The organism is Blastococcus sp. OS1-29 (genome assembly GCF_057628075.1).
In genome coordinates this window covers 186,124-210,551 of record NZ_JBXXJK010000002.1, presented here as the reverse complement: position 1 = coordinate 210,551, position 24,428 = coordinate 186,124, and the positions used below count along the sequence as shown (strand labels likewise).

The 24,428-nt window shown below is 72.4% G+C and carries 21 protein-coding genes; 11 read left to right on the top strand and 10 right to left on the bottom strand.

Annotated features, from left to right (window positions below; genetic code table 11):
• Position 1: 1 nt before the first annotated feature.
• The 7 genes from rhaI to AC2H4J_RS05740 form a co-directional block, all read right to left on the bottom strand.
• Positions 2 to 1,174 carry an L-rhamnose isomerase gene (gene rhaI / locus AC2H4J_RS05770; protein ID WP_487463891.1) on the bottom strand — a complete coding sequence of 391 codons (1,173 nt, stop codon included), beginning with the start codon at positions 1,172 to 1,174 and terminating at the stop codon, positions 2 to 4.
• 34 nt (positions 1,175 to 1,208) lie between these two features.
• Positions 1,209 to 2,636 carry a hypothetical protein gene (locus AC2H4J_RS05765; RefSeq protein ID WP_487463890.1) on the bottom strand — a complete coding sequence of 476 codons (1,428 nt, stop codon included), beginning with the start codon at positions 2,634 to 2,636 and terminating at the stop codon, positions 1,209 to 1,211.
• Entirely contained in the window at positions 2,633 to 2,998 is a 366-nt protein-coding gene (locus AC2H4J_RS05760) for an L-rhamnose mutarotase (RefSeq protein ID WP_487463889.1), read from the bottom strand. Before AC2H4J_RS05760 ends, AC2H4J_RS05765 begins: the two co-directional genes overlap by 4 nt.
• An 88-nt stretch (positions 2,999 to 3,086) precedes the next feature.
• Positions 3,087 to 4,100: a substrate-binding domain-containing protein gene (locus AC2H4J_RS05755; protein ID WP_487463888.1), complete on the bottom strand. Its 1,014-nt coding sequence runs from the start codon at positions 4,098 to 4,100 to the stop codon at positions 3,087 to 3,089.
• A gap of 145 nt (positions 4,101 to 4,245) precedes the next feature.
• Positions 4,246 to 5,295, bottom strand: coding sequence for an ABC transporter permease (locus AC2H4J_RS05750; protein ID WP_487463887.1), 1,050 nt, complete (start codon positions 5,293 to 5,295; stop codon positions 4,246 to 4,248).
• Complete coding sequence (locus AC2H4J_RS05745) at positions 5,288 to 6,328, bottom strand: ABC transporter permease (RefSeq protein ID WP_487463886.1); 1,041 nt, start codon at positions 6,326 to 6,328, stop codon at positions 5,288 to 5,290. Before AC2H4J_RS05745 ends, AC2H4J_RS05750 begins: the two co-directional genes overlap by 8 nt.
• Positions 6,325 to 7,845 carry a sugar ABC transporter ATP-binding protein gene (locus AC2H4J_RS05740; protein WP_487463885.1) on the bottom strand — a complete coding sequence of 507 codons (1,521 nt, stop codon included), beginning with the start codon at positions 7,843 to 7,845 and terminating at the stop codon, positions 6,325 to 6,327. Before AC2H4J_RS05740 ends, AC2H4J_RS05745 begins: the two co-directional genes overlap by 4 nt.
• Before the next feature lie 121 nt (positions 7,846 to 7,966).
• Here AC2H4J_RS05740 and AC2H4J_RS05735 point away from each other — a divergent pair, with 121 nt between their 5' ends.
• The 4 genes from AC2H4J_RS05735 to AC2H4J_RS05720 are packed head-to-tail and all read left to right on the top strand — an operon-like array spanning position 7,967 to position 11,923.
• Complete coding sequence (locus tag AC2H4J_RS05735; RefSeq protein WP_487463884.1) at positions 7,967 to 9,070, top strand: LacI family DNA-binding transcriptional regulator; 1,104 nt, start codon at positions 7,967 to 7,969, stop codon at positions 9,068 to 9,070.
• Positions 9,067 to 9,864: a (Fe-S)-binding protein gene (locus tag AC2H4J_RS05730; protein WP_487463883.1), complete on the top strand. Its 798-nt coding sequence runs from the start codon at positions 9,067 to 9,069 to the stop codon at positions 9,862 to 9,864. Before AC2H4J_RS05735 ends, AC2H4J_RS05730 begins: the two co-directional genes overlap by 4 nt.
• A complete protein-coding gene (locus tag AC2H4J_RS05725) occupies positions 9,861 to 11,318 on the top strand; it encodes a LutB/LldF family L-lactate oxidation iron-sulfur protein (protein ID WP_487463882.1) in 1,458 nt (485 codons plus the stop codon). Before AC2H4J_RS05730 ends, AC2H4J_RS05725 begins: the two co-directional genes overlap by 4 nt.
• Positions 11,315 to 11,923 (top strand): LutC/YkgG family protein, encoded by a 609-nt coding sequence (locus AC2H4J_RS05720; RefSeq protein ID WP_487463881.1) that lies wholly within the window; start codon positions 11,315 to 11,317, stop codon positions 11,921 to 11,923. Before AC2H4J_RS05725 ends, AC2H4J_RS05720 begins: the two co-directional genes overlap by 4 nt.
• A gap of 5 nt (positions 11,924 to 11,928) precedes the next feature.
• Here the strand turns inward: AC2H4J_RS05720 and AC2H4J_RS05715 are convergent, their stop codons facing one another.
• The 3 genes from AC2H4J_RS05715 to AC2H4J_RS05705 form a co-directional block, all read right to left on the bottom strand.
• Positions 11,929 to 12,072: a hypothetical protein gene (locus AC2H4J_RS05715; protein ID WP_487463880.1), complete on the bottom strand. Its 144-nt coding sequence runs from the start codon at positions 12,070 to 12,072 to the stop codon at positions 11,929 to 11,931.
• A gap of 114 nt (positions 12,073 to 12,186) precedes the next feature.
• On the bottom strand, positions 12,187 to 14,184 hold the full coding sequence (locus AC2H4J_RS05710; protein ID WP_487463879.1) for an ABC transporter ATP-binding protein: 1,998 nt from the start codon (positions 14,182 to 14,184) through the stop codon (positions 12,187 to 12,189).
• The gene (locus AC2H4J_RS05705) at positions 14,181 to 15,914 is read right to left on the bottom strand and encodes an ABC transporter ATP-binding protein (RefSeq protein ID WP_487463878.1); all 1,734 of its coding nucleotides are present in this window, start codon (positions 15,912 to 15,914) and stop codon (positions 14,181 to 14,183) included. Before AC2H4J_RS05705 ends, AC2H4J_RS05710 begins: the two co-directional genes overlap by 4 nt.
• A gap of 76 nt (positions 15,915 to 15,990) precedes the next feature.
• Here AC2H4J_RS05705 and AC2H4J_RS05700 point away from each other — a divergent pair, with 76 nt between their 5' ends.
• Genes AC2H4J_RS05700 through AC2H4J_RS05670 form a run of 7 tightly spaced genes read left to right on the top strand, consistent with a single transcriptional unit; the run spans position 15,991 to position 24,387 of the window.
• Positions 15,991 to 16,818, top strand: a complete 828-nt coding sequence (locus tag AC2H4J_RS05700; protein WP_487463877.1) for an IclR family transcriptional regulator — start codon at positions 15,991 to 15,993, stop codon at positions 16,816 to 16,818.
• Positions 16,819 to 16,851: 33 nt separating this feature from the next.
• Entirely contained in the window at positions 16,852 to 18,390 is a 1,539-nt protein-coding gene (gene hutH / locus AC2H4J_RS05695) for a histidine ammonia-lyase (protein ID WP_487463876.1), read from the top strand.
• A gap of 11 nt (positions 18,391 to 18,401) precedes the next feature.
• Complete coding sequence (gene hutU, locus AC2H4J_RS05690; RefSeq protein ID WP_487463875.1) at positions 18,402 to 20,057, top strand: urocanate hydratase; 1,656 nt, start codon at positions 18,402 to 18,404, stop codon at positions 20,055 to 20,057.
• Complete coding sequence (locus AC2H4J_RS05685) at positions 20,054 to 21,226, top strand: allantoate amidohydrolase (RefSeq protein WP_487463874.1); 1,173 nt, start codon at positions 20,054 to 20,056, stop codon at positions 21,224 to 21,226. The genes hutU and AC2H4J_RS05685 overlap by 4 nt, the downstream gene beginning before the upstream one ends.
• Positions 21,220 to 22,536 (top strand): formimidoylglutamate deiminase, encoded by a 1,317-nt coding sequence (locus AC2H4J_RS05680; RefSeq protein WP_487463873.1) that lies wholly within the window; start codon positions 21,220 to 21,222, stop codon positions 22,534 to 22,536. Before AC2H4J_RS05685 ends, AC2H4J_RS05680 begins: the two co-directional genes overlap by 7 nt.
• Complete coding sequence (gene hutI, locus AC2H4J_RS05675) at positions 22,533 to 23,684, top strand: imidazolonepropionase (RefSeq protein WP_487463872.1); 1,152 nt, start codon at positions 22,533 to 22,535, stop codon at positions 23,682 to 23,684. Before AC2H4J_RS05680 ends, hutI begins: the two co-directional genes overlap by 4 nt.
• A gap of 4 nt (positions 23,685 to 23,688) precedes the next feature.
• On the top strand, positions 23,689 to 24,387 hold the full coding sequence (locus tag AC2H4J_RS05670; protein WP_487463871.1) for a gamma-glutamyl-gamma-aminobutyrate hydrolase family protein: 699 nt from the start codon (positions 23,689 to 23,691) through the stop codon (positions 24,385 to 24,387).
• The last annotated feature ends 41 nt before the right edge of the window (positions 24,388 to 24,428 follow it).

Genomic DNA, 24,428 nt, shown 5'->3' with positions numbered 1-24,428 from the left:
TTCAGGCGCCCCAGCCGGCCTGGGTGCCACCGACGCGCTCGCGGGCGATGCGCTCCTGGTGGCCCGAGGCGGCGTACGCCGTGTACGGGTCGGTGTCGATGCCCTGCTGCTCGCGCAACAGCGCCAACAGCGGGCGGACGTCGGAGTTGTAGGCGTCCATCAGCACGTTGTTCGCGCCGAGCACGTCACCTGCCTGCTGGGCCGCGGCGAGCGCCTCGCGGTCGACGAGCAGCGCCTTCGCCGTCGCCTCCTGGACGTTCATGACCGACCGGATCTGGCCGGGGATCTTCGGCTCGATGTTGTGGCACTGGTCGAGCATGAAGTTCACGCCCGCCCCCGGGCGCAACGCGTCGCTGGCCACGATCTCGTTCATGATCCGGAACAGCTGGAACGGGTCTGCCGAGCCGACGATGAGGTCGTCGTCGGCGTAGTTGCGCGAGTTGAAGTCGAAGGCGCCCAGGCGACCGGCGCGCAGCAGCTGCATGACGATGAACTCGATGTTCGTGCCGGGTGCGTGGTGGCCGGTGTCGAGGACGACGGTCGCCTGGTCGCCGAGGGCGAGGCAGTGCACCAGCGAGGTGCCCCAGTCGGGGATGTCCATCGCGTAGAAGTAGGGCTCGAAGAACTTGTACTCGAGCAGCAGCCGGTGCTTCGGCTCGAGCATCGCGTAGATCTGCTGGAGCGAGTCGGCCAGCCGGTCCTGGCGACCGCGGAGGTCGTCCTGGCCCGGGTAGTTGGTGCCGTCGGGCAGCCAGATCTTCAGGTCGGTGGAACCGGTCTTCCGCATGACGTCGATGCACTGCGCATGGTGCGCGACGGCCTTGTCCCGCACGGCCTTGTCGACGTGCGTCAGTGAGCCCAGCCGGTACTCGTCGTCCTGGAAGAGGTTGGAGTTGATCGCACCGATCTCAACGCCGAGATCCGCGGCGTGCGCGGCGAGCTTGCCGTAGTCGTCGACCAGGTCCCAGGGGATGTGCAGGGACACCCGCGGAGCGACGCCTGTGTACTTGTGCACCTGGGCGGCGTCCTCGAGCTTCTCGAACGGGTCGCGGGCCACGCCCGGCTGGCCGAACACCTTGAACCGGGTGCCGGAGTTCCCGAACGCCCACGAGGGCAGCTCGATGGTCTGCTGGGCCAGTGCGGCGAGAGCACGGCCACGGAGGTCGTCGGTCACGGGGTTTCTCCGATCGGGATGGTGGCGTCGGCGGTCACGGAGCGACCTCGACGAGTTCGATGCCGAGCAACTCGGCGGTGGCGCGCAGTTCGGGCCGGAGGTCGCCGGTACCGAGCGCCCAGTGGTGGGAGATCCCGGTGGCGCTCCAGGCGTCCGTCCACTCCCCCGGGTCACACCCGAAGTCGACGCGGGAGGTGGTGTTGCCGATGGCCAGCAGGGGGCCCGGGACGACATCCCCGGCGGACACGACGAACCGGAAGGAGCCATCACGGAGCTGGGCGATGCCGAACACCGTGACCTGGCCGTGCCGGACGTCGAACTCCACCGAGACGCCGAATCCGCGCTTGCCGTGGTAGACGCCGAGGCCGCGCAGCAGCGGCTTGCCGGCGCTGATGGCCAGGTGCGCGGGGCCGTCGTGCCCCATCTCCACCACGTCGTCGACGAAGTTCAACGCCTGCAGCTCGGTGAAGGACCCGCCGCCGCCGAGCCGGTCGGTGATCAGCATCGCGAGCGACGTCCGCAGCTCGTACTCGCCGACGGCGGGGATCCCCCGCGCCGTCAGGAGCGAGGCACCGAGGATCATCCCGGCCCCGAGACGTTCGTGGATCTCGCCCTCCAGACCGCGGTGGTAGTAGGCCAGGCTGTCCAGCCCGAAGTCCTCCACCAGCCGGTCCAGCCCCACGGACACCGTGGCCGCCCAGCGGAAGTCGTCGTCCTGGACGCTCGCGTCGAGCTCGAAGACCTCGGCCGCCAGCTCCATGCGGGCCCGCACCTCGGGCGCGGTCTCCTCGGGCACCCGGACCCGGAGGTCGTCGAACTCCAGCACCTCCACGTGGCCGCCGAAGTTGACCGGGACGAGGGTCAGGTCGGTGGAGACGTCGAGCATGCCCGGGTAGAGGTGACCCATCAGGCCGTGCCGGCCGTTGCGCAGGGCGCCCCGCACGCCGGCGGCCCTGATCCAGCGGCCGATCTTCGCCCAGGCCCGCTCGTCCTCGAGGTAGCCGGAGACCGAACGGAACGGGACGCCGGCCCGCAGGAAGGTGTTCGCCATCTCGGGCAGCGGGCACGCGCCGCAGTAGGCCAGCCACTGCCCGGTGTCGAAGGTGGCGTGGTCCATGGTCTCGGTCGGCTGCAGGTTGATCAGGAGCACCGGCGCATCGCTGCGCTGGGCGACCGGCAGCAGCATGGACGCCGTCATGTACGTGGTGAGGAACCCGACGATGAGGTCGCACCCGGCGGTGCGCAGCTGCTCGGCGGCGCGGGCGCCCTCCTGCGCGTCGGAGATGAAGCCGACGTCGACGACGTCGCAATCCATCCCCTTCATGCGCTCGGAGACGCGGGCGGCCGACCGCTGCAGCGTCGGCAGCAGGTCGGGGAACTGCGGCCAGTAGGTGCCCAGTCCGCCGGCGACCAGGCCGATCCTGGGACGGCGGCCCGGCACGCGGGACGACGATGTGGTCACGGGACTCTCCCCTCGTCAGACGGGCGGACCTCGGCGAGTTGGTCGTCGAGGTTGAAGATCTCGGTCAGCAGCGCCATCCCCTCGTCGGGGCGACGCCCGTCGAGGCCGACGAAGAAACGGCTCATCTCCGCCTGCCAGCGCGCGTTGACCTCGGTGGCCTCCATGGCGGCCCGGGCGGCGGCGAGATCCTCGGCCTCGACGTAGCCGACGAGCAGGCCGTCGGGCCGGGCGAAGATCGAGTAGTTGCGCCAGCCGCTGTCGGCGAGAGCCTCGAGCATCTCCGGCCAGACCGCCGCGTGACGGCGGGTGTACTCGTCGAGCAGGTCCGGCCGGACCTGCATCAGGAAGCAGTAGCGGGCCACGTCTCCTCCTCGGGCCGAAGGCGTCTGCGGGAGCTGGGTTGCCGGCCGGCGATCCGACCGGCAACCCGCTCCTGCGGTGCGACGTCGCTCAGAAGTTGAACTGATCGATGTTCGAGGCGTCGAAGACCGTCGGCGGGCCGAGGACCACCGACCCACCGTTCGGATCGGCCTTGATGGTGTAGCTGCCGAGCTTGCCCGCCTTGAAGGTCGCGCCGTCCTTCAGCGCCGTCGTGCCGGAGGCGAGGTTCGCGGCCGCGTAGCCGGCCAGGTAGCCGAGGTCACTGGGGTTCCACAACTCGAAGGCCTTGACCGTGCCGTCCTTGACGTAGGACTTCATCTGCGAGGGCAGCCCCAGGCCGGTGAGCGTGATCCGCGAGGCGACGTCCTTGTGCGTGTCGAAGTACTGCGCCGCCGTCGAGATGCCGACCGTCGTGGGCGAGATGATGCCCTTGAGGTTCGGGTAGGCCGAGAGCAGGCCCTGCAGAACCGTCAGCGAGGTCGCGGGGTCGTCGTTGCCGTAGACGGTCGAGACCAGCTCGAGCTTCGGATACTTGGCCTTGATCTGCTCCTTCATGGCCGCGATCCACGAATTCTGGTTCGTCGCGCTGGCCGCGGCGGAGAGGATGGCGATCTGCCCGGTGTCGGTGCCCATCTGCTTGACGAGCAGGTCGACCTCCGAGGTTCCGATCTGCTTGGTGTCCGCCTGGTTGATGAAGAGGTGGTCGGCGCAGGTCACGTCGGAGTCGAACGCGACGACCTTGACGCCCTGGGCCTGAGCCTGCTTGAGGGACGGGCACAGCGCCGACGGGTCGTTGCCGGCGATGACGATCGCGTCCGCGTGCGCCTGGATCGCCGCCTGGATCGAGGGGATCTGCGCGGCCGCGGTGTCCGCGGTGCCGCTGCTGACGACGACCTTGCCGCCCAACTCCTTGAGGGCCGCCTCGCCGCCCTTGTCCGCGAGCACCTCGTACGGGTTCTGGGTGTCCTTGGGGATGTAGTAGACCGTGAGGCTCTTCTTCACGGCCGTGCCGCTCGCCGACGAGGAGGCGCTGGTTCCCGAGCCCGAGCCGCACGCGGCGAGGACCGTGGCGACCACGGCCACCCCGATGACGGTCGGGAGCCGTCGGCCAGTTCCGCGGAATCGCGTCATTGCTGTTTCCCTCCAGAGATGGGTCGTGCGGATCGGACTGCCACTGTTGGCAGGACGGGAAGGCCGGCAGGGGCCCCCGGAACGGCGGCGGGCACCACTAGGTCGTCCGCCTGGCGCGCGCCCCGAGGCGCCGGAGCGTCTCCGCTGCGTTGGGGACGATCACGCTGATCAGCAGCAGGGCGCCGGTGATGATGTTCTGGACCTCGGCCGGCACCTGGTTCTGGGTGAGCGCCTGCTGCAGGGCGCCGACGATCAGCACCGAGAGGACGACGCCGAGCACGGTGCCGCGCCCGCCGAAGATCGAGACGCCGCCGAAGAGCACGATCGCCACGACCGAGAGCTCGAGACCGCTGCCCGCCCCGTAGCTGGCCGAGCTGTTCTTCAGCGTGAACAGGATGCCGGCGAAGGCGCACACGATCCCCGACAGCACGTAGAGCCAGAAGGTGATCCGCCTGACCCGGATGCCGGCGAACTGCGCGGCCTCGGGCTGCAGGCCGATGGCGACGAGGGCCCGGCCCAGCGGCGTCGCGTGCAGCACGACCGCCGTGACGATCGCCAGGACGATGAAGAACAGTGCCGACCACGCCAACTGGGTGCCCGGGACGGGCAGCACACCGAGGTCGGCCAGCCCGGTCGGGAAGGGCTTCGCCGTCGGGTTGGGCAAGATGATCTCGGCGATGCCACGGAAGAGCGTCAGGCCGCCGATGGTCACCGCGATCGACGGCAACCCCGTTCGAGCCACGAGGACCCCCATCAGCGAGCCGCCCGCCGCCCCGACCGCCAGGGCCGCGATCATGGCCAGCGCGATCGGAGCGCCGTGCTCGTACAACGTGCCCATGACCGCGCCGGCCAGGCCGAGCATGGAGGCGACCGACAGGTCGATCTCGCCGATCATGACGATCAGCAGCATGGGCAGCGCCATGATGGCGATCTCGCCCATGTTGAGCCCGGTGAAGTAGAAGGTCGAGCTGGACAGGAAGGTGTCCGACTGCAGCGACCCGAACACCAGCACGGCGAGAAGGATCACGACCAGCGCGCTCTCCCAGCGCAGCAGGCCGCGCCAGACCGGCTGCCGACTGGCGTCGACCCCCGTGTAGGCAGGACCGGCCGGCGTGGTGTCCGCCGTCCTCGTTGCGGTCTCAGACATCGCGGTGCGCCCCTTCGGCGGACGTGAGACTGCGGGCGACGCGCAGGCTCAGCCAGCGGTCGAAGGCGATCGCGCCGAGCAGCAGCGCGCCCGCGATCGCGTCGGTCCAGAAGGCCGACACCCGGCTGGACACGAGCGCCTGGTTGATGGTGTTGAGCAGGAGGGCGGCCAGCGCCGCACCGAAGACCGTCCCGCTGCCACCGAAGATGGCGACGCCTCCGACGACCACCGCGGAGACGACCAGCAACTCGTAGCCGCTGCCGGCGGTCACGTCGACCTGGGCGTGCAGCGCCAGGAACAGTGCACCGGCCAGCCCGGCGAGACTCCCGCTGATGAAGAACGCCGAGAACACCCGCCGCACGGTCGGGATACCGGCCAGGGCCGCAGCCTCCGGATTGGACCCGATCGCGTAGAGGTCGCGAGCCGCGCGGAAGGACCGCATGGCGTAGCCCGCGGCCGCGACCACGACCGCCACCACGATGAACAGCCAGGGAACGCCGAGGATCGTCTTGTAGCCGACCGCCTGGAAGCCGGACGGGACGGAGCCTGGATCGATGGTGACGCCGTGCACGATCAGGCCGTCGATGCCGCGGATGATGTAGAGCCCCGCAAGGGTGACCACGAGACTGGGCACCCGCAGCACGGTGACGATCACGCCGTTGATCGCGCCGATCACCGCACCCACGAGGATCCCGAGCAGGAATCCGAAGGCGATCGGCATCGACGGGTGGTCGCGGAAGGTCATGCCGACGATGTAGGCGGAGATACCGACGACCGATCCCACCGACAGGTCGACGTTCCGGGTGACGATGACGAGCGTCTCGCCGACCCCCAGCAGGGCGATGATCGCGGCCCCGGTGAGCAGTTGCTGGATGCTGTGGGGATGGGCGAAGGCGCTGTTCTTCAGCGTCGCGACGAGGAAGACCACCACGATCAGCAGCGCGATGCCGAGCTCGCGGACCCGCAGCAGCGAGCTGGTGCGAGAGGAGGCGCGGGGCAGGTCCGGGGCCGGCGGTGTCAGGGTCGTGCTCATGCCGGGACCTCCGTGGGAATTCCCGACGCCGCCCGCATGACCGCGTCCTCGGTGGCTTCCGCGCGGGTCAGCTCCGCCGTCATGCGGCCCTCGTGCAGGACGAGCACCCGATCCGCCATGCCGAGTACCTCGGGCAGCTCGGAGGAGATCATCAGCACCGCGGTCCCGGCGGCGACCAGGCCGTCGATGATGCGGTGCACCTCGGCCTTGGTGCCGACGTCGATCCCGCGGGTGGGCTCGTCGATGATCAGCAGCGCCGGCTCACGGGCCAGCCATTTGCCGAGCACGACCTTCTGCTGGTTGCCGCCGGAAAGCGTGGAAACGGAGTTGTTCATCCGGCCGAACTTCAGCTGCAACCGCTGAGCCCACGTACCGGCCAGCTTCTGTTCGTCGGAGCGCCGGATCAGCCCGTGACGGCGGAGCCGGCCGAGGGAGGCCAGCGCCATGTTCTGGTCGATGCCGAGGTCCATGACCAGGCCCTGCTGACGTCGGTCCTCGGGCACGAGGGCCACGCCCGCCCGCATCGCTGCCTGCGGTGAGCCCGGCGGCAGGACCTTGCCCAGCACCCGCACTGTGCCCGAGGTGCTCCGGTCGATCCCGAAGACCGCCCGCGCCACTTCACTGCGGCCGGCGCCCACCAGGCCGGCGAGCGCGACGATCTCCCCTCGGCGCACGGAGAACGAGATGTCGTCGAAGGCGCCCTCGCGCGCCAAATCCTCGACCTCCAGGACGACGTCGCCGGGGTTGGCGGCTGTCTTGGGGAACAGCGCGTCGAGGTCGCGTCCGACCATCGACCGGATGATGTCGTCGATCGTGAGCTCCTCGATCGGCGCCGTCCGCACGAAACGCCCGTCGCGCATGATCGTGACCCGCTGGCAGCTGGCGAACACCTCCTCGAGCCGGTGACTGATGAACAGCACGGCGGCGCCGTGCGAGCGCAGCGTGCGCATCACCTCGAACAGCCGCTGGACCTCGACGCTGGTCAACGCCGCGGTGGGCTCGTCCATGACGAGCACCCTGGCGTCGAGCGAGAGCGCCTTGGCGATCTCCACGATCTGCTGGTCGGCGACCGACAACCCGCGAGCGGGACGGGCCGGATCGAGCACGACCCCGAGCCGGGCGAAGATGGCCCGTGCCTCGGCGTTCATGGTCCGCCGGTCGATGCTGCGGCCACGCCCGAGCGGCTGGCGACCCATGAAGATGTTCTCCGCGACGCTGAGGTCGGGGAACAAGGTCGGCTCCTGGTAGATGATCGCGACGCCCGCGGCCTTCGCGTCGGCCGGGCCGGCGAACTCGGCCGGCGCGCCGTCGATGACGAGCGAGCCGCTGTCGGGCCGGTGCACTCCGGCGAGGATCTTCACGAGGGTCGACTTGCCGGCCCCGTTCTCGCCGAGGAGGGCGTGCGCCTCGCCCGGTAACAGCGTGACGGAGCCGTCGATGAGTGCCTTGACGGCGCCGAAACTTTTGGCCGCCGAGTCCAGGACGAGCAACGGCCGACCGCCGGGAGACTCGGTCATGGCCCTCCTCTCCGGTGCAGTGAAACGTTTCAGTCCCTCTGTGACGCACACCATAGGATGCCTCGTTGCAGGTGTCAACGGTCGCCTGTGCGCCCTGTCCATTTGGCAGGAATGAGGCACGGTGACCCTATTGACACGTTTCAGTGCTGGCAGTCACCATGCGGTCAGCAATGCGCGCGTACCGGCGACCTGGGGAGGACAACTGACCACCAGCATCCGGGACGTCGCGGGGCACGCCGGCGTCTCGGTGGGCACGGTCAGCAACGTCCTGAACCGGCCCGAGACGGTCAGCGAGGCGACCCGTCAGCGCGTGATCGAGGCGATCGCTGCGCTCGGTTTCGTCCGCAACGAGTCGGCCCGCCACCTTCGCGCCGGGCAGAGCCGGACCATCGGCCTGGTGGTGCTGGACATCGCGAACCCGTTCTTCACCGACGTGGCCCGGGGTGTCGAGGAGGTCGCGAATGCCGAAGGCCTCGCGGTCATCCTGTGCAACAGCGACGACCGCGCCGACAAGGAAGCCGCGCACCTCGACGTGCTCAGCGAGCAGCGGGTCCAGGGCGTCCTCATCACACCCAAGGCGGAGTCGACGCCGGCGCTGGACCGGCTGCGGTCCCGGGGCACGCCGGTCGTCCTGCTGGACCACCGGTCAGCCGGACCCGATCAGTGCGCCGTCGCCGTCGACGACGTCCTCGGTGGGCACCTGGCCGCCGGGCACCTGCTGGAGCGAGGCCATCGACGGATCGCCTTCATCGGCGGGTCCTCCGGCCTGCCCCAGGTGCACGAGCGGCACCAGGGCGTCGAGACGGCCGTCCGCGATGCGCTGGGGTCGACCGACGGTCTCACCGTGTTCTCCCCCCAGGCGCTCACGGTCGCCGGAGGTCGGGAGGCCGGAGCGGAGATCGTCGGGATGCCGGCCGCGCGCCGCCCGACGGCCGCCGTCTGCGCCAACGACCTGATCGCGCTGGGGCTGCTGCAGGAGATGGTGCGCCACGGCGTGCGGGTACCGGAGGACTTCGCGATCGTGGGGTACGACGACATCGATTTCGCCGCGGCCGCGGCGGTGCCGCTCACGTCCGTGCGCAAGCCCCGGCAGGAACTGGGCCGGACCGCGGCGCGACTCCTGCTCGACGAGGCGCGCAACCCCGATCACCGGCACGAGCAGCTGGTGTTCGAGCCCCAACTCGTCGTCCGGGAGTCCAGCATGGTCCGTCGCAGGCCGTCATGAAGGTCGCGCTGTTCGCCACGTGCCTCGTCGACACGATGGTGCCGCAGGTCGCGCGCGCCACCGCCACGCTGCTCGAGCGGCTGGGCCACGAGGTCGTCGTCCCGCCGGGGCAGAGCTGCTGCGGGCAGATGCATGTCAACACCGGGTACCGCCGCGAGGCCGTGCCGATCGTCGCCAACCACGTCCGGGCGTTCGCGGGCGCCGAGGCGATCGTGGCGCCGTCCGGCTCGTGCGTCGCCTCCATCCATCACCAGCAGGCGGCCGTCGCCCGCCGGGCGGGTGAGCACGCGTTGGCCGACGAGGCCGAGGAGCTGGCCGGCCGGACCTACGAGCTGTCGCAGTTCCTGGTCGACGTCCTCGGGGTCACCGACGTCGGCGCCTACTACCCGCACCGGGTCACCTACCACCCGACCTGCCACTCGCTGCGGCTGCTGCGCGTGGGCGACCGGCCGCTGCAGCTGCTGCGCGCCGTCCGCGGGCTGGAGCTGGTCGAGCTGCCGGGCGCCGACCAGTGCTGCGGCTTCGGCGGCACCTTCGCCGTCAAGAACGCCGACACCTCGACGGCGATGCTCACCGACAAGATGGCCGCCATCCTGGGCACGCACGCCGAGGTGTGCACCGCCGGCGACGCGTCCTGCCTGATGCACATCGGCGGGGGGCTGTCCCGGCTGAAGTCGGGCACGCGCACCGTGCACCTGGCCGAGATCCTCGCCTCGACCGAGAACGCGGTGACGCCGCACCAGGCGACGGCGCCATCGATGTCCCGCCCGACCACCCCGACGGTGTCGCGATGACGCAGGTGTTCCTCGGCCTGCCGACGGCGCCTCGCGGGGTCGGCCACCTGCGCGGCGAGCAGTCGTTCCCGGACGCCGCCCGCACCGCGCTGCGCGACGGCCAGCTGCGCGCCAACCTCGGCCACGCGACCAGCACGATCCGCGGCAAGCGGGCCGCCGTCGTCGGCGAGGTGCCCGACTGGGCCGAGCTGCGCGAGGCCGGCCGCGGGATCAAGGCCGCCACCATGGCCCGCCTCGACGAGCACCTGATCGCGCTCGAGGAGCAGGTCACCGCCCGCGGCGGCACCGTGCACTGGGCCCGCGACGCGAACGAGGCCAACGAGATCGTCACGGAGCTGGTGCGGGCCACCGGCGCCGACGAGGTGGTCAAGGTCAAGTCGATGGCCACCCAGGAGATCGGCCTCAACGAGGCGCTCGAGGCCGCCGGCATCACCGCGCACGAGACCGACCTCGCCGAGCTGATCGTGCAGCTGGGCGACGACAAGCCCTCGCACATCCTGGTGCCGGCGATCCACAAGAACCGGGCCGAGATCCGCGAGATCTTCCTGCGCACCATGCCGGGCGTCGACGAGACCCTGACCGACGAGCCGCGTCGCCTGGCCATGGCCGCGCGGGAGCACCTGCGCGAGCGGTTCCTCCGGGCACGCGTGGCGATCAGCGGCGCCAACTTCGCCGTCGCGGAGACCGGCACCCTGGCCGTCGTCGAGAGCGAGGGCAACGGCCGGATGTGCCTGACCCTCCCGCAGACGCTGATCACCGTCATGGGCATCGAGAAGGTGGTGCCCACGTGGCGCGACCTCGAGGTGTTCCTCCAGCTGCTCCCCCGCTCCTCCACCGGCGAGCGGATGAACCCCTACACGTCGCTGTGGGCCGGGGTCACCCCCGGCGACGGGCCGCAGGAGTTCCACCTGGTCCTGCTCGACAACGGGCGGACGGCGGTGCTCGCCGACGAGGTGGGCCGCGAGGCGCTGCACTGCATCCGCTGCTCGGCGTGCCTGAACGTCTGCCCGGTCTACGAGCGCACCGGTGGGCACGCCTACGGCTCGGTGTACCCGGGGCCGATCGGCGCGGTCCTGTCGCCACAGCTCACGGGGGTCGAGGACAACGCCTCGCTGCCCTACGCGTCGTCGCTGTGCGGAGCCTGCTACGACGTCTGCCCGGTGGCCATCGACATCCCCTCGATCCTCGTGCACCTGCGCGCCGAGCACGTCGAGGCGCAGGCGCACGCCACTCCGGAGGCGGTGGCGTTCCGGGCACTGTCGAAGGCCATGTCCAGCCCGCGTCTCTGGCGACTCGCGCAGAAGGCAGCCGGCCTGGGCCGGTTCCTCTCCCGGGGAAGGCCGACGCTGCCGAGCGCCCTGCCCCCGCCGGCCTCGGCGTGGACCCGCACCCGCGACCTGCCGACCCCGCCGGCGAAGACCTTCACCCAGCAGTGGGCGGAGGACCATCGGTGAGCGCCCGCGACGAGGTCCTCGCGCGGATCCGCACGGCGCGCGGGAACGCCCCGGTACCGCCGATCTCCCGCGATTACCGGACCGCCGACGGCCGGCCCGCCGGCCATCCGGCACTGCTGGACCTGCTCGTCGACCGACTCGAGGACTACAAGGCCACCGTGCTCCGCTGCGGCCCGGGCGAGGTCGCCGCCACGGTCGCCACGGCCCTCGCTCCGGTCTCCGGCAGCGTCGTCGTCGCACCCGGCGTGCCGGCCGCCTGGCGGCCGGACGGCGCGGTCGAGGACGACGGCCGGCCCGCCGTGGCGCTGGCCGGCCATGCGGCGACCGTCACCGGGGTCGCCGTCGCGATCGCCGACACCGGAACGCTGGTGCTCGACGGCTCCCCGCTGTCGGGCCGGCGGGCGCTGTCGCTGCTGCCCGACTTCCTGGTCTGCGTGGTCGAGGCGGCGCAGGTGGTCGGCACGGTGCCCGAGGGGCTCGCCGTCCTGGATCCGGTCGCGCCCCTGACGATGATCAGCGGCCCGTCGGCCACCAGCGACATCGAGCTGTCCCGGGTGGAGGGCGTGCACGGGCCGCGGACGCTGGTCGTCGTGCTCGTGGCCTGAGGCGGTCAGCCCCGGCGCGCGTCGTCCCCCTGCCCCAGCGCGTCGTCGACGCTGGTCTCACCCTCGGTGCGTCCCCCGCCGGCCCGGCTGACGGGGGTGGAGCCGGTGTCGTCGTCGGGCTGCTGTGGGGTCGTCGGCTGCTCGGTCATCGCGTGCCTCCTCTGCGCATGCTGCTGAGGTCCACACTCTCCTCCGTCGAGTCATGCGAAGTGGTGGCCGTCATCGCCTGATCGCCACGAGTTCGTATGACTGGATGCCGCACCTCAGCTCGGGGCGGCCTCGAGCTCCTCGGCGTCGACCACCGGCCCGCGGAACTGGGTGTTGTAGAGCCGGTAGTAGGGGCCGCGCGCGGCCAGCAGTTCGTCGTGCGTCCCGGACTCGACGATGCGTCCGGCCTCCATGACCAGGATGAGGTCGGCGTCGCGGATCGTGGAGAGCCGGTGGGCGATGACGAAGCTCGTCCGGTCGGCCCGCAATGCCGCCATGGCCCGCTGCACGAGGAGCTCGGTGCGGGTGTCGACGGAGCTGGTGGCCTCGTCGAGGATCAGCAGCGACGGCTCGGAGAGGAACGCCCGCGCGATCGTGATCAGCTGCTTCTCCCCCACGCTGATGTTGCTGGCCTCCTCGTTGATGACCGTGTCGTAGCCCTCGGGGAGGCTCTTCACGAAGCGGTCGACGAAGGTGGCCTCGGCGGCGGCGTGGATCTGCTCCTCCGTGGCCCCGGGCGTGCCGTAGGCGATGTTGTCGCGGATCGTGCCGCCGAACAGCCAGGTGTCCTGGAGCACCATGCCGATCTGCGACCGCAGTTCCTCGCGGCGCATGTCGGTGATGTCGACGCCGTCCAGGGTGATCCGGCCGCCGTCCAGCTCGTAGAACCGCATGACGAGGTTGACCAGCGTCGTCTTCCCCGCGCCGGTGGGCCCGACGATCGCGACCGTGTGGCCCGGCTCGGCGACCAGCGACAGGTCGTCGATGAGCGGCTGGTCCTCCTCGTAGCGGAAGGACACGTGCTCGAACTCCACGCGGCCGCGCCGGTCGGCGGGCACCTGCGGCTCGGCGGCGTCGGGCTCCTGCTCCTCGGCGTCGAGCAACTGGAAGACCCGCTCGGCCGAGGCCACCCCGGACTGCAGCAGGTTCGCCATCGAGGCGACCTGGGTCAGCGGCTGGGTGAACTGGCGGGAGTACTGGATGAACGCCTGCACGTCCCCGAGGCTGAGCGAGCCGGTGGCCACCCGGAGCCCGCCGACGACGGCGATGACCACGTAGTTCAGGTTCCCGATGAACATCATCGACGGCATGATCAGGCCGGAGACGAACTGCGCTCCGAAGCTCGCCTGGAACAGCGCCTCGTTCTTCTCCCGGAACTGCTCGTGCACCTCACGACGGCGGCCGAACACGGTGACCAGCTCGTGGCCGGTGAAGGCCTCCTCGATGTGCGCGTTGAGCTTGCCGGTGTTGGCCCACTGCGCCACGAACTGCTTCTGCGACCGCTTCGCGATCCGGGTGGTCACGAACACCGACAGCGGGATGCTGACCAGCGCGATGACCGCGAGCAGCGGCGAGATCACCACCATCACGACCAGGACGCCGAGCACCGTGAGCAGCGAGGTGAGCAACTGGCTCATCGTCTGCTGCAGCGTCTGCGACACGTTGTCGATGTCGTTGGTGACCCGGCTCAGCAGCTCACCGCGCGGCATGCGGTCGAAGTAGCGCAGCGGCAGCCGGTGCAGCTTGTCCTCCACGTCGGAGCGCAGCCGCAGGACGGTGGCCTGCACGACGTCGTTGAGGAGGTAGCCCTGCAGCCAGCTGAACACCGACGCCGCGACGTAGAGCGCGATGGCCCAGATCAGGACGGTGCCCAGGGCGCCGAAATCGATGCCCTTGCCGGGTACGACACCGGACCCGAGCAGCAGCTCGGCGATGTTCGCGTGCCCCGCGGCGCGGGCCCCGTCAGCGGCCTCCTGCACGGTGATCCCGGCGGGCAGCTGCCGGCCGAGGACGCCGGCGAAGATGATGTCGGTCGCCCGGCCGAGCAGCTTCGGCCCGGCCACGGCGAAGCCGACGCTGAGGACGGCGAGCACCAGGACGGCCGCGACCTTCGCGCGCTGGGGGGCCAGCCGGCGCAGCAGCCGCTGGGCCGACGGCTTGAAGGTCATCGCCTTCTCGGCCGGCATGCCCATGCCACCCATCGGCCCGCGCCCGAACAGCCCGCCCTGCGGCCGAGGCGGGCGAGCCGTCGCCGGCTGCGAGGGCGCGCTCACGAGACCTCCTGGAGGGAGAGCTGGGACTCGACGATCTCCTGGTAGGTGAGGCACGTGGCCAGGAGTTCCTCGTGGGTGCCGATCCCGGCGATCAGCCCGTCCTCCAGCACGATGATCTGGTCGGCGTCGGCGATGGTGGACACCCGCTGGGCCACGATCACCACGGTCGCCTCCCGCGTGGTCGGGGCCAGAGCCGCCCGCAGCCGGGCGTCGGTCGCGAGGTCCAGCGCGGAGAACGAGTCGTCGAACAGGTAGATCTGCGGACGCCGGACCAGCGCGCGGGCGATCGCCAGGCGCTGGCGCTGCCCGCCCGAGAGGTTGCTGCCGCCCTGCGTGATCGGCGCATCCAGGCCGCCGGGCATCGCCTCGACGAAGTCGCGCGCCTGGGCCACGTCGAGCGCCGCCCACAGGGCGTCGTCGTCGGCGTCCGGGTCGCCGTAGCGCAGGTTGCTGGCGACGGTGCCGGTGAAGAGGAAGGCCTTCTGGGGCACCAGCCCGATCCGGCGCCACAGCGCCTCGGGATCCATGTCGCGCACGTCCACGCCGTCGACCTCGACCGAGCCGCCCGTCACGTCGAACAGCCGCGGGACGAGGGAGATCAGCGTCGTCTTCCCGGCGCCGGTGCTGCCGATGACGGCGGTGGTGCGCCCGGGCAGCGCCCGGAAGGAGATGTCGCGGAGCACCGCCGTGGCCGCGCCCGGGTAGCGCAGCTCGACGCCGGTGAACTCGAGCTCCCCGCGGGGGGGGACGTCGGCGGCGGGCTCCAGCGGCGGCAGCACCGACGACCGGGTGTCCAGCACCTCCCGGATGCGCTCGGCGCACACCGCGGCCCGCGGGATCATGATCGCCATGAAGGTCGCCATCATGACCGACATCAGGATCTGCATCAGGTACTGGAGGAACGCCGTCAGCGACCCGATCTGCATCTGACCGGCGTCCACCCGGCCGGCGCCGAACCACAGGACGGCGACGCTCGAGACGTTCAAGATCGCCATCACCGTCGGGAAGATGAGCACCATCAGCCGCCCGGTGCGCAGGGCGGTGGCGGTCAATGCCCGGTTGGCCTCGCCGAACCGCTCGGTCTCGTCCCGCTCGCTGACGAAGGCCCGCACGACGCGGATGCCCATGAGCTGCTCGCGCAGCACCCGGTTCACCGAGTCCAGCCGGGTCTGCATGGCGCGGAACTGGGGCACCATCCGGGTCACGATCGACCCGATCGACAGCAGGAGGGCCGGCACGCTCACGACCATCAGCCAGGACAGCCCGAGGTCCTGCCGGAGCGCGAGGATGATGCCGCCGACGCACATGATCGGCGCCGCCACCAGGACCGTGAAGGTCATCACCACCAGCATCTGCACCTGCTGCACGTCATTGGTGGTGCGCGTGATCAGCGACGGGGCCCCGAAGGAGCCCAGCTCGCGGGCGGAGAATTCCCCGACCTGGGCGAAGAGCGCACCGCGGACGTCGCGGCCGAAGGCCATCGCGGTGCGCGCCCCGAAGTAGACGGCCGACACCGAGCAGGCGATCTGCACGAGGGTGACGGCCAGCATCCACGTGCCGGTCCGCATGATGTAGCCGGTGTCGCCGGTGACCACGCCCTTGTCGATGATGTCAGCGTTGAGGGTCGGCAGGTAGAGCGAGGCGATCGTGCCGACCAGCTGGAGCCCCACCACCGTCAGCAGCGGACGCCGGTACGGCCGCAGGTAGGTGCGCAGGAGGCCCATGAGCATGACCGCGAGGCTAACCCCGCTGGGCAGAAACGCTTGCGAATATCAACGAGTACGCGCGCCTTCGTAGGGTGGCTCGATGACCGAGCCCATGGCGCGCCGGGCAGGCGGCGTCCCCGCGGCCCGGCACACGCTCGCGCTGCTCCAGGCACTGGCCAGGCAGCCGGGCGCCGTCCCCGCGGCGGCACTGGCCCGCGACCTGGGCCTCCCCCGGTCCACGACCTACCACCTGCTGGCCGAGCTGATCGCGGCCGGCTTCGTCGTCCACTTGCCCGAGGAACGCCGCTACGGCCTCGGGGTGAGCGCGTTCGAGATCGGCAGCGCCTACTCCCGCCAGGAACCCCTCGCGCGGCTGGCCCGGCCCCTGCTGGCCCGGCTGGTCGACGCGGTCGGGCACTCGGCGCACCTGGCGGTGCTGCACGGCCGCGAGGTGCTCTACGTGGTGGAGCAGCGCGCTCCGGGCCGGCCGCCGCTGGTGACCGACGTCGGCGTGCGGCTGCCCGCGCAGCTCACCGCGAGCGGCCGCGCGGTGCTCGCCGACCTGCCCGCCGCGCAGGTGCGCGCGCTCTTCCCCGACGCCGACGCGTTCGTCGACCGGCACGGCGCCGGCCCGCGGAAGCTCTCGGAACTGCGCCGGCTGCTGGGCGAGGTGCGCCGCTCGGGGCACGCCACCGAGGACGGCGAGGTGACGCCGGGCTTCGCGTCCGTGGCGGCCGCCGTGCACGACCACGCGGGGCGGCCGGCGGCCGGGATCGCGGTCACGTTCCCCACCGAGGACGTCGACCCGGCGGCGCGCGACGAGCTCGCCCTGCGGGTCGGCCGCGCGGCCGCCGAGCTGACCCGGCGCATCAACGGGCGGTCGCCGCAACGTCTGGGATCCCGGACAACTCCTCCCGTCAGGGCCTAGGCCAGCACCGCGACCGGGTGTGCGATGAACGGCATGGAGCTCCCCCAGGTCGTCGTCGGCACCGGGCCGGTCCCGCTGGACGACGTGCTGCGCGTCGCCCGGCTCGGACACGGCGTGCGGCTGGCGGACGACGCCGTCGCCGAGATCGCCCGCAGCCGCGCGGTCGTCGACTCACTCGCCAAGGACGACCAGCCGCACTACGGCATCTCCACCGGCTTCGGCGCGCTGGCCACCAAGCACATCCCGCTGGAGCTGAGGGCCCAGCTCCAGCGCAGCCTGATCCGCTCGCACGCCGCCGGCTCGGGTCCTGAGGTGGAGCGCGAGGTGGTGCGCGCGCTGATGCTGCTGCGCCTGTCGACGCTCGCCACCGGCCGGACCGGCGTGCGGGTGGAGACCGCCCAGGCCTACGCCGCGATGCTCGACGCGGGCATCACGCCCCTGGTGCACGAGTACGGGTCGCTGGGCTGCTCCGGCGACCTGGCGCCGCTGTCCTCGATCGCGCTGGCGCTCATGGGCGAGGGGCAGGTGCGCGACGCGGACGGCGAACCGCGCGGAGCCGCAGAGGCCCTGCGCGCGCACGGCATCGAGCCGGTCGAGCTGGCCGAGAAGGAGGGGCTGGCCCTGGTCAACGGCACCGACGGCATGCTCGGCATGCTGGTGCTGGCGCTGGCCGACCTCCGCCGGCTGCTCACCACCGCCGACCTCGCTGCCGCGATGAGCGTCGAGGCGTTGCTCGGCACCGACGCCGTCTTCGCCGACGACCTCCAGGCGCTCCGGCCGCACCCTGGCCAGGCCCACTCCGCCGCCAACCTGCGGGCGCTGCTGGCCGGCAGCGGCGTCATGGCCAGCCACCGTGGCCCGGAGTGCACCCGCGTGCAGGACGCCTACTCGCTGCGCTGCGCCCCGCAGGTGCACGGCGCCGCCCGCGACACACTCGACCACGCCGCCACGGTCGCCGACCGCGAACTGGCCGCCGCCATCGACAACCCGGTGATCACCCTCGACGGCCGGGTGGAGTCCAACGGCAACTTCCACGGCGCCCCGGTCGGCTACGTGCTCGACTTCCTCGCCATCGCCGTCGCCGACGTGGCCGGCATGAGCGAGCGGCGCACCGACCGGTTCCTCGACAGGTCGCGCAGCAACGGGCTGCCGCCCTTCCTCGCCGGCGACCCGGGCGTCGACTCGGGCCACATGATCGCCCAGTACACGGCCGCCGGGATCGTCAGCGAGCTCAAGCGGCTGGCGGTGCCGGCCAGCGTCGACTCGATCCCGTCGTCGGCCATGCAGGAGGACCACGTCTCGATGGGCTGGCACGCCGCGCGCAAGCTGCGCCGGGCGATCGACGGGCTCACCCGGGTGCTCGCGATCGAGATCCTCACCGCCGCCCGGGCCCTCGACCTCCGGGCGCCCCTGGAGCCCGCCGCACCCACCGCCGCCGTCCGCGACGCCGTCCGGGCCGCGGGCGTCGGCGGTCCCGGACCCGACCGGCACCTGGCCCCCGAGATCGAGACCGTCGTGCACCTGGTCCACGACGGCGCACTGCTGACCGCCACCCGCCTCGACCTGAACTGAGGAGAAGAGCCATGGACGGAGCACGACCCGTGCGCTCCCCGCGCGGCACCACCCTGACCGCGCGCAGCTGGCAGACCGAGGCGCCGCTGCGGATGCTGCAGAACAACCTCGACCCGGAGGTCGCCGAGCGGCCCGACGACCTGGTGGTCTACGGCGGCACCGGCCGGGCCGCGCGCGACTGGCGGAGCTTCGACGCGATGGTCCGCACACTGACCACCCTGAGGGACGACGAGACCATGCTCGTCCAGTCCGGTCGCCCGGTCGGCGTGATGCGGACCCACGAGTGGGCGCCGCGGGTGCTGATCGCGAACTCGAACCTGGTCGGCGACTGGGCCACCTGGCCCGAGTTCCGGCGCCTCGAGCATCTGGGCCTGACCATGTACGGCCAGATGACCGCCGGCTCGTGGATCTACATCGGCACCCAGGGCATCCTGCAGGGCACCTACGAGACCTTCGCCGCGGTGGCCGCCAAGCGGTTCAACGGCACGCTCGCCGGCACGTTGACCCTCACGGGCGGCTGCGGCGGCATGGGCGGCGCGCAGCCGCTCGCCGTCACGCTGAACGGCGGCGTCTGCCTCATCGTCGACGTCGACGAGAGCCGGTTGCGTCGCCGGGTCGCCCAGCGCTACCTCGACGAGGTCGCGAACGACCTGGACGACGCGGTCGAGCGCTGCCTGGCGGCGAAGCGCTCGAAGACACCGCTGTCGGTGGGCGTGGTCGGCAACGCGGCCACCGTGTTCCCCGAGCTGCTGCGCCGGGGCGTCGAGATCGACATCGTCACCGACCAGACCTCGGCCCACGACCCGCTCAGCTACCTCCCCGAGGGCGTCGACCCCGACGACTGGCACGACTACGCGGAGAAGAAGCCCGAGGAGTTCACCGACCGGGCCCGTGCCTCGATGGCCACGCAGGTCGAGGCGATGGTCGGGTTCCTCGACGCCGGCGCCGAGGTGTTCGACTACGGCAACTCCATCCGCGACGAGGCCCGCCAGGGCGGCTTCGAGCGGGCGTTCGCCTTTCCCGGCTTCGTGCCCGCCTACATCCGGCCGCTGTTCTGCGAGGGCAAGGGCCCGTTCCGCTGGGCCGCCCTGTCCGGCGACCCGAAGGACATCGCCGCCACCGACCGCGCCGTCCTCGACCTGTTCCCCGACGACGAGCACCTGCAGCGCTGGATCCGCGCGGCCCAGGACAAGGTCGCGTTCCAGGGGCTGCCTGCGCGCATCTGCTGGCTCGGCTACGGCGAGCGCGACCTCGCCGGGCTGCGGTTCAACGAGCTGGTGGCCTCCGGTGAGATCAGCGCACCGATCGTGATCGGGCGCGACCACCTCGACTCCGGCTCCGTGGCCTCCCCCTACCGGGAGACCGAGGGCATGGCCGACGGCTCCGACGCGATCGCCGACTGGCCGCTGCTGAACGCGCTGGTCAACGCCTCGTCCGGGGCGACCTGGGTGTCGATCCACCACGGCGGCGGCGTCGGCATCGGCCGGTCCATCCACGCCGGGCAGGTCACCGTCGCCGACGGCACCCCGCTGGCCGCGCAGAAGCTCGAGCGGGTGCTGCGCAACGATCCCGGCATGGGCGTGATCCGGCACGTGGACGCGGGCTACGAGCTGGCGGCACAGGTGGCCGAGGAGCGGGGCGTGCGCATCCCGATGACCGAAGGATGAGCTCCTTCACCTCGATGTGGGCCGACCTCGCGCCGGTCGGCCGCGACGCCTCGACCGGGGGCTATCGCCGGTACGCGTGGACATCCACGGACGGCGAGCTGCGGGAGTGGTTCCGCGGCGAGGCGGCGCGGCGCGGCCTGGAGGTCGTCCCCGACCGCGCCGGCAACCTGTGGGCATGGCACGGCGACCCGGACGCCGACGGTCCCGGCCTCGTGCTCGGCAGCCACCTCGACTCCGTCCCGGACGGCGGCGCCTTCGACGGCCCGCTCGGGATCGTCTCGGCCTTCGCGGCGCTGGACCTGATCGACCGGTCGGCACTGTCGCGGCCGCTGGGCATCGCGTGCTTCGCCGACGAGGAGGGGGCCCGGTTCGGCGTCGCCTGCGCGGGCTCCCGGCTGCTGACCGGGGTCCTCGACCCCGACCGCGCGCGGGCGCTGACCGACGACGACGGGACGACGATGGCGCAGGCGATGGCCGCCGCGGGTCAGGACACGGCCGTCGTCGGGCGCGACCAGGAGACCCTCCGGCGGATCGGCACCTTCGTCGAGCTGCACGTCGAGCAGGGCCGCGGGCTGGTCGAGACCGGTGCCGCCGTCGGGGTGGCCGATTCCATCTGGCCGCACGGGCGCTGGCGGCTGGACCTGCTGGGCCGCGCCGACCACGCCGGCACCACCCGGCTGGCCGACCGGGACGACCCGATGCTCGCCCTCGCGGACGCCGTGCTCGCGGCCCGGGCCGCCGCCGAGCGACACAGCACCGTCGCGACCGTCGGCAAGGTGCGGGTGCGCCCCAACGGCGTCAACGCGATCCCGTCCGAGGTCACCGCCTGGCTCGACGCCCGCGGCGCCGACGCGGACGACGTCCGCGCCGTCGTCGCCGAGGTCGGGACGGCCGCGGGGACCGCACCCGTCGAGGAGTCGTGGACTCCGTCGACCGGCTTCGACGCGACGCTGCGCGACCGGCTCGCCGCCCGGCTCGGCGCGCCGGTGCTGGCGACCGGCGCCGGGCACGACGCGGGCATCCTCGCGTCGGCCGGCGTCGATGCCGCCATGCTCTTCGTCCGCAACCCCAGCGGGATCTCCCACTCCCCCGCCGAGCACGCCGAGCCCGACGACTGCCTGGCCGGCGTGGCCGCGCTGGCCCGGGTCGTGGAGGAGCTCGCGTGCTGAGCTTCTGGTGCGAGCACGCCTGGCTGGACGACGGGCCGGTCGCCGGGGTCCGCGTCACCGTCGACGACGGGCGGATCGCCGCTGTCGAGGTGGCCGACGCGACCGAGGGCGACCAGCGGCTGGCCGGCGTCGTGCTCCCCGGCTTGGCGAACGGGCACTCGCACGCCTTCCACCGTGCGCTGCGCGGACGCACGCACGACTCCGGCGGCACGTTCTGGACCTGGCGGGAGCGGATGTACGACGTCGCCGCCAGGCTGGACCCCGACAGCTACCTCGCGCTGGCCCGCGCCACGTTCGCGGAGATGGCGCTGGCCGGGGTCACCTGTGTCGGTGAGTTCCACTACCTGCATCATGCCCCGGGGGGCGGTCGCTACGACGACCCGAACGCGATGTCGGAGGCCCTGGTGCAGGCGGCCGCCGATGCCGGTGTCCGGCTGACCCTGCTCGACGCCTGCTACCTCAGCGGCGGCCTCGAGAGCGACGGCCACCTGCCGCTGGACGACGTCCAGGCCCGGTTCTCCGACGGCGACGCCGAGGCGTGGGCCACCCGGGCCGGTGCGCTCGCCGAGCGGCCGGGCCTGCGGATCGGGGCGGCGGTGCACTCCGTGCGGGCGGTGCCCCGCGACCAGCTGCCCACCGTCGTCGCCGCCGCCGAGGGACGGCCGCTGCACGCGCACCTGTCGGAGCAGCCGGCCGAGAACGCGGCCTGCTCGGGCTTCTACGGCTGCTCCCCCACGTCGCTGCTCGCGGACGCCGGCGCCCTCGGCCCGCACACCACGGTGGTGCACGCGACCCATCTGACCGAGCACGACATCCAGGTGCTGGGCTCCAGCGCTACGAACGTCTGCGCCTGCCCCAGCACCGAGGCCGACCTCGCCGACGGGATCGGCCCGTTCCGCCGGCTCCGCGACGCCGGGTCCCCGCTCTGCCTGGGCACCGACCAGCAGGCCCTGACCGACCTGCTCGGCGAGGCGCGGCTGCTGGAGGCCGACCAGCGGCTGGCCGGCGGCGAGCGCGGACGGTTCCGGCCGGCCGAGCTCGTCGGGGCACTGACCGCGCACACGATGCTCGGCTGGCCCGACGCCGGCCGGCTGGCGCCCGGGCAGCGAGCAGATCTGGTCGCCGTCCGGCTCGACAGTCCCCGCACCGCCGGCTGCGCCCCGGATCAGCTGGTCATGGCGGCCGCGGCCGCGGACGTGCACACCGTCGTCGTCGACGGCCGGGTGGTCGTCTCCGACGGGCAGCACGTGCTGGGCGACGTCGGCCGCCTGCTGGCCGACGCGATCGCTCCCTTGTGGGAGACACGATGACGACCCTCGTCACGGGCATCGCCGAGCTGGTCACCCACGACCCGTCACTCGGCACGTTCGCGGACGCCGCACTGGTCGTCGACGACGAGTTCGTGGTCTGGGCCGGGCGCAGCTCCGAGGCGCCGGCCGCCGACGAGCGGGTCGACGTCGGCGGCCGCGCCGTGATCCCGGGCTTCGTCGACAGCCACGCCCACCTGGTGTTCGCCGGCGACCGGGCTGCGGAGTTCGAGGCGCGCATGGCGGGCGTCGCCTACGACGGCGGCGGCATCGCCTCGACGGTGGCGGCCACCCGCGCGGCGTCCGATGCCGAGCTGCGCGCGCGGCTGCGCGGGCTGGTCGCCGAGATGCGCGCGCAGGGCACCACGACCGTCGAGGTCAAGAGCGGCTACGGCCTGACCGTGGACGACGAGACCCGCGCGCTGCGGCTGGCCCGCGAGGTGACCCCGGAGACGACGTTCCTCGGCGCCCACGTGGTCCCACCCGGCAGCGATCGCCGCGACTACCTCGACCTGGTGTGCGGCCCGATGCTCGCCGCCTGCGCCCCGCACGCGCGGTGGATCGACGTGTTCTGCGAGCCGGGGTCCCCCGCCGCGTTCGACGGCGACGAGGCGCGCGCCGTGCTCACCGCGGGGCGCGCCGCGGGCCTGGACCTGCGGGTGCACGCCAACCAGCTGACGGCCGGGCCGGGTGTGCGGCTGGCGGTCGAGCTGGGCGCGGCGAGCGCCGACCACTGCACCCATCTCACCGACGGCGACGTCGACGCGCTGGCCGGGGGGACGACGGTGGCCACCCTGCTGCCCGGCGTCGAGTTCTCCACCCGCTCGCCGTATCCCGACGCCCGCCGGCTGCTGGCAGCCGGCGTGACGGTCGCGCTGGCCACCGACTGCAACCCGGGCAGCTGCTTCACCTCCTCCATGGCGTTCTGCCTCGCGCTCGCCGTCCGCGAGATGCGGATGACACCCGCCGAGGCACTGTGGTCGGCGACCGCCGGTGGGGCGGCCGCGCTGCGCCGCACCGACGTCGGCCACCTGGGCGTCGGCGCGCGAGCGGACCTCGCCGTCGTCGATGCGCCGTCCTACCGGCACCTGGCCTACCGGCCCGGCGTGCCCCTGGTGCGTGCCCTCGACCTGGCCGGAGGGGAACACTGAGCCCGTGCGCCCGCTGATCGGCATCACCACCTACCGCGAACAGGCCCGGTGGGGCTTCTGGGACGTGCCGGCCGTGCTGCTGCCGGCGAGCTACGCCGACGCCGTCGCCGAGGCCGGCGGCGAACCGGTCCTGCTGCCCACCGGCGCCGTCAGCGCCGAGGCGGTCGGCCGGCTGGACGGCCTGGTCCTGGCCGGCGGGGCCGACGTCGACCCCGCGCGCTACGACGAGGAAGCCGGCCCGCACACCACCGCCACCCGGCCCGGGCGGGACGCCTCCGAGCTCGCCCTGCTGGAGGCGGCCCTCAACCGGGACCTGCCGCTGCTGGCCATCTGCCGTGGCATGCAGTTGCTCAACGTGCTGCTCGGCGGCAGCCTGATCCAGCACCTGCCCGACGTGCCCGGCGCGCAGCCCCATCAGCTGGGACTCGGGCTGTACGCCGAGCGGGAGGTGCGCATCGATCCGGCCAGCGCGGTCGGGGCCATCCTGGGCCCGGCCGCCACCGTGGACTGCCACCACCACCAGGCGCTGGACCGGATCGCGAAGGGGGTGGTCCCCTCGGCGTGGGCCGAGGACGGCCTGGTGGAGGCGGTCGAGGTGCCCGGCCGCCCGTTCTGCCTCGGCGTCCAGTGGCACCCGGAGGCGGGCGGGGACCGCCGGCTGTTCGGGGCCCTGGTCGGTGCCACCCGTTCGACGACCAGGTAACGGGCAGGGAACAGCCGCCGCGCGCCCTTGTGGAGCGCGTT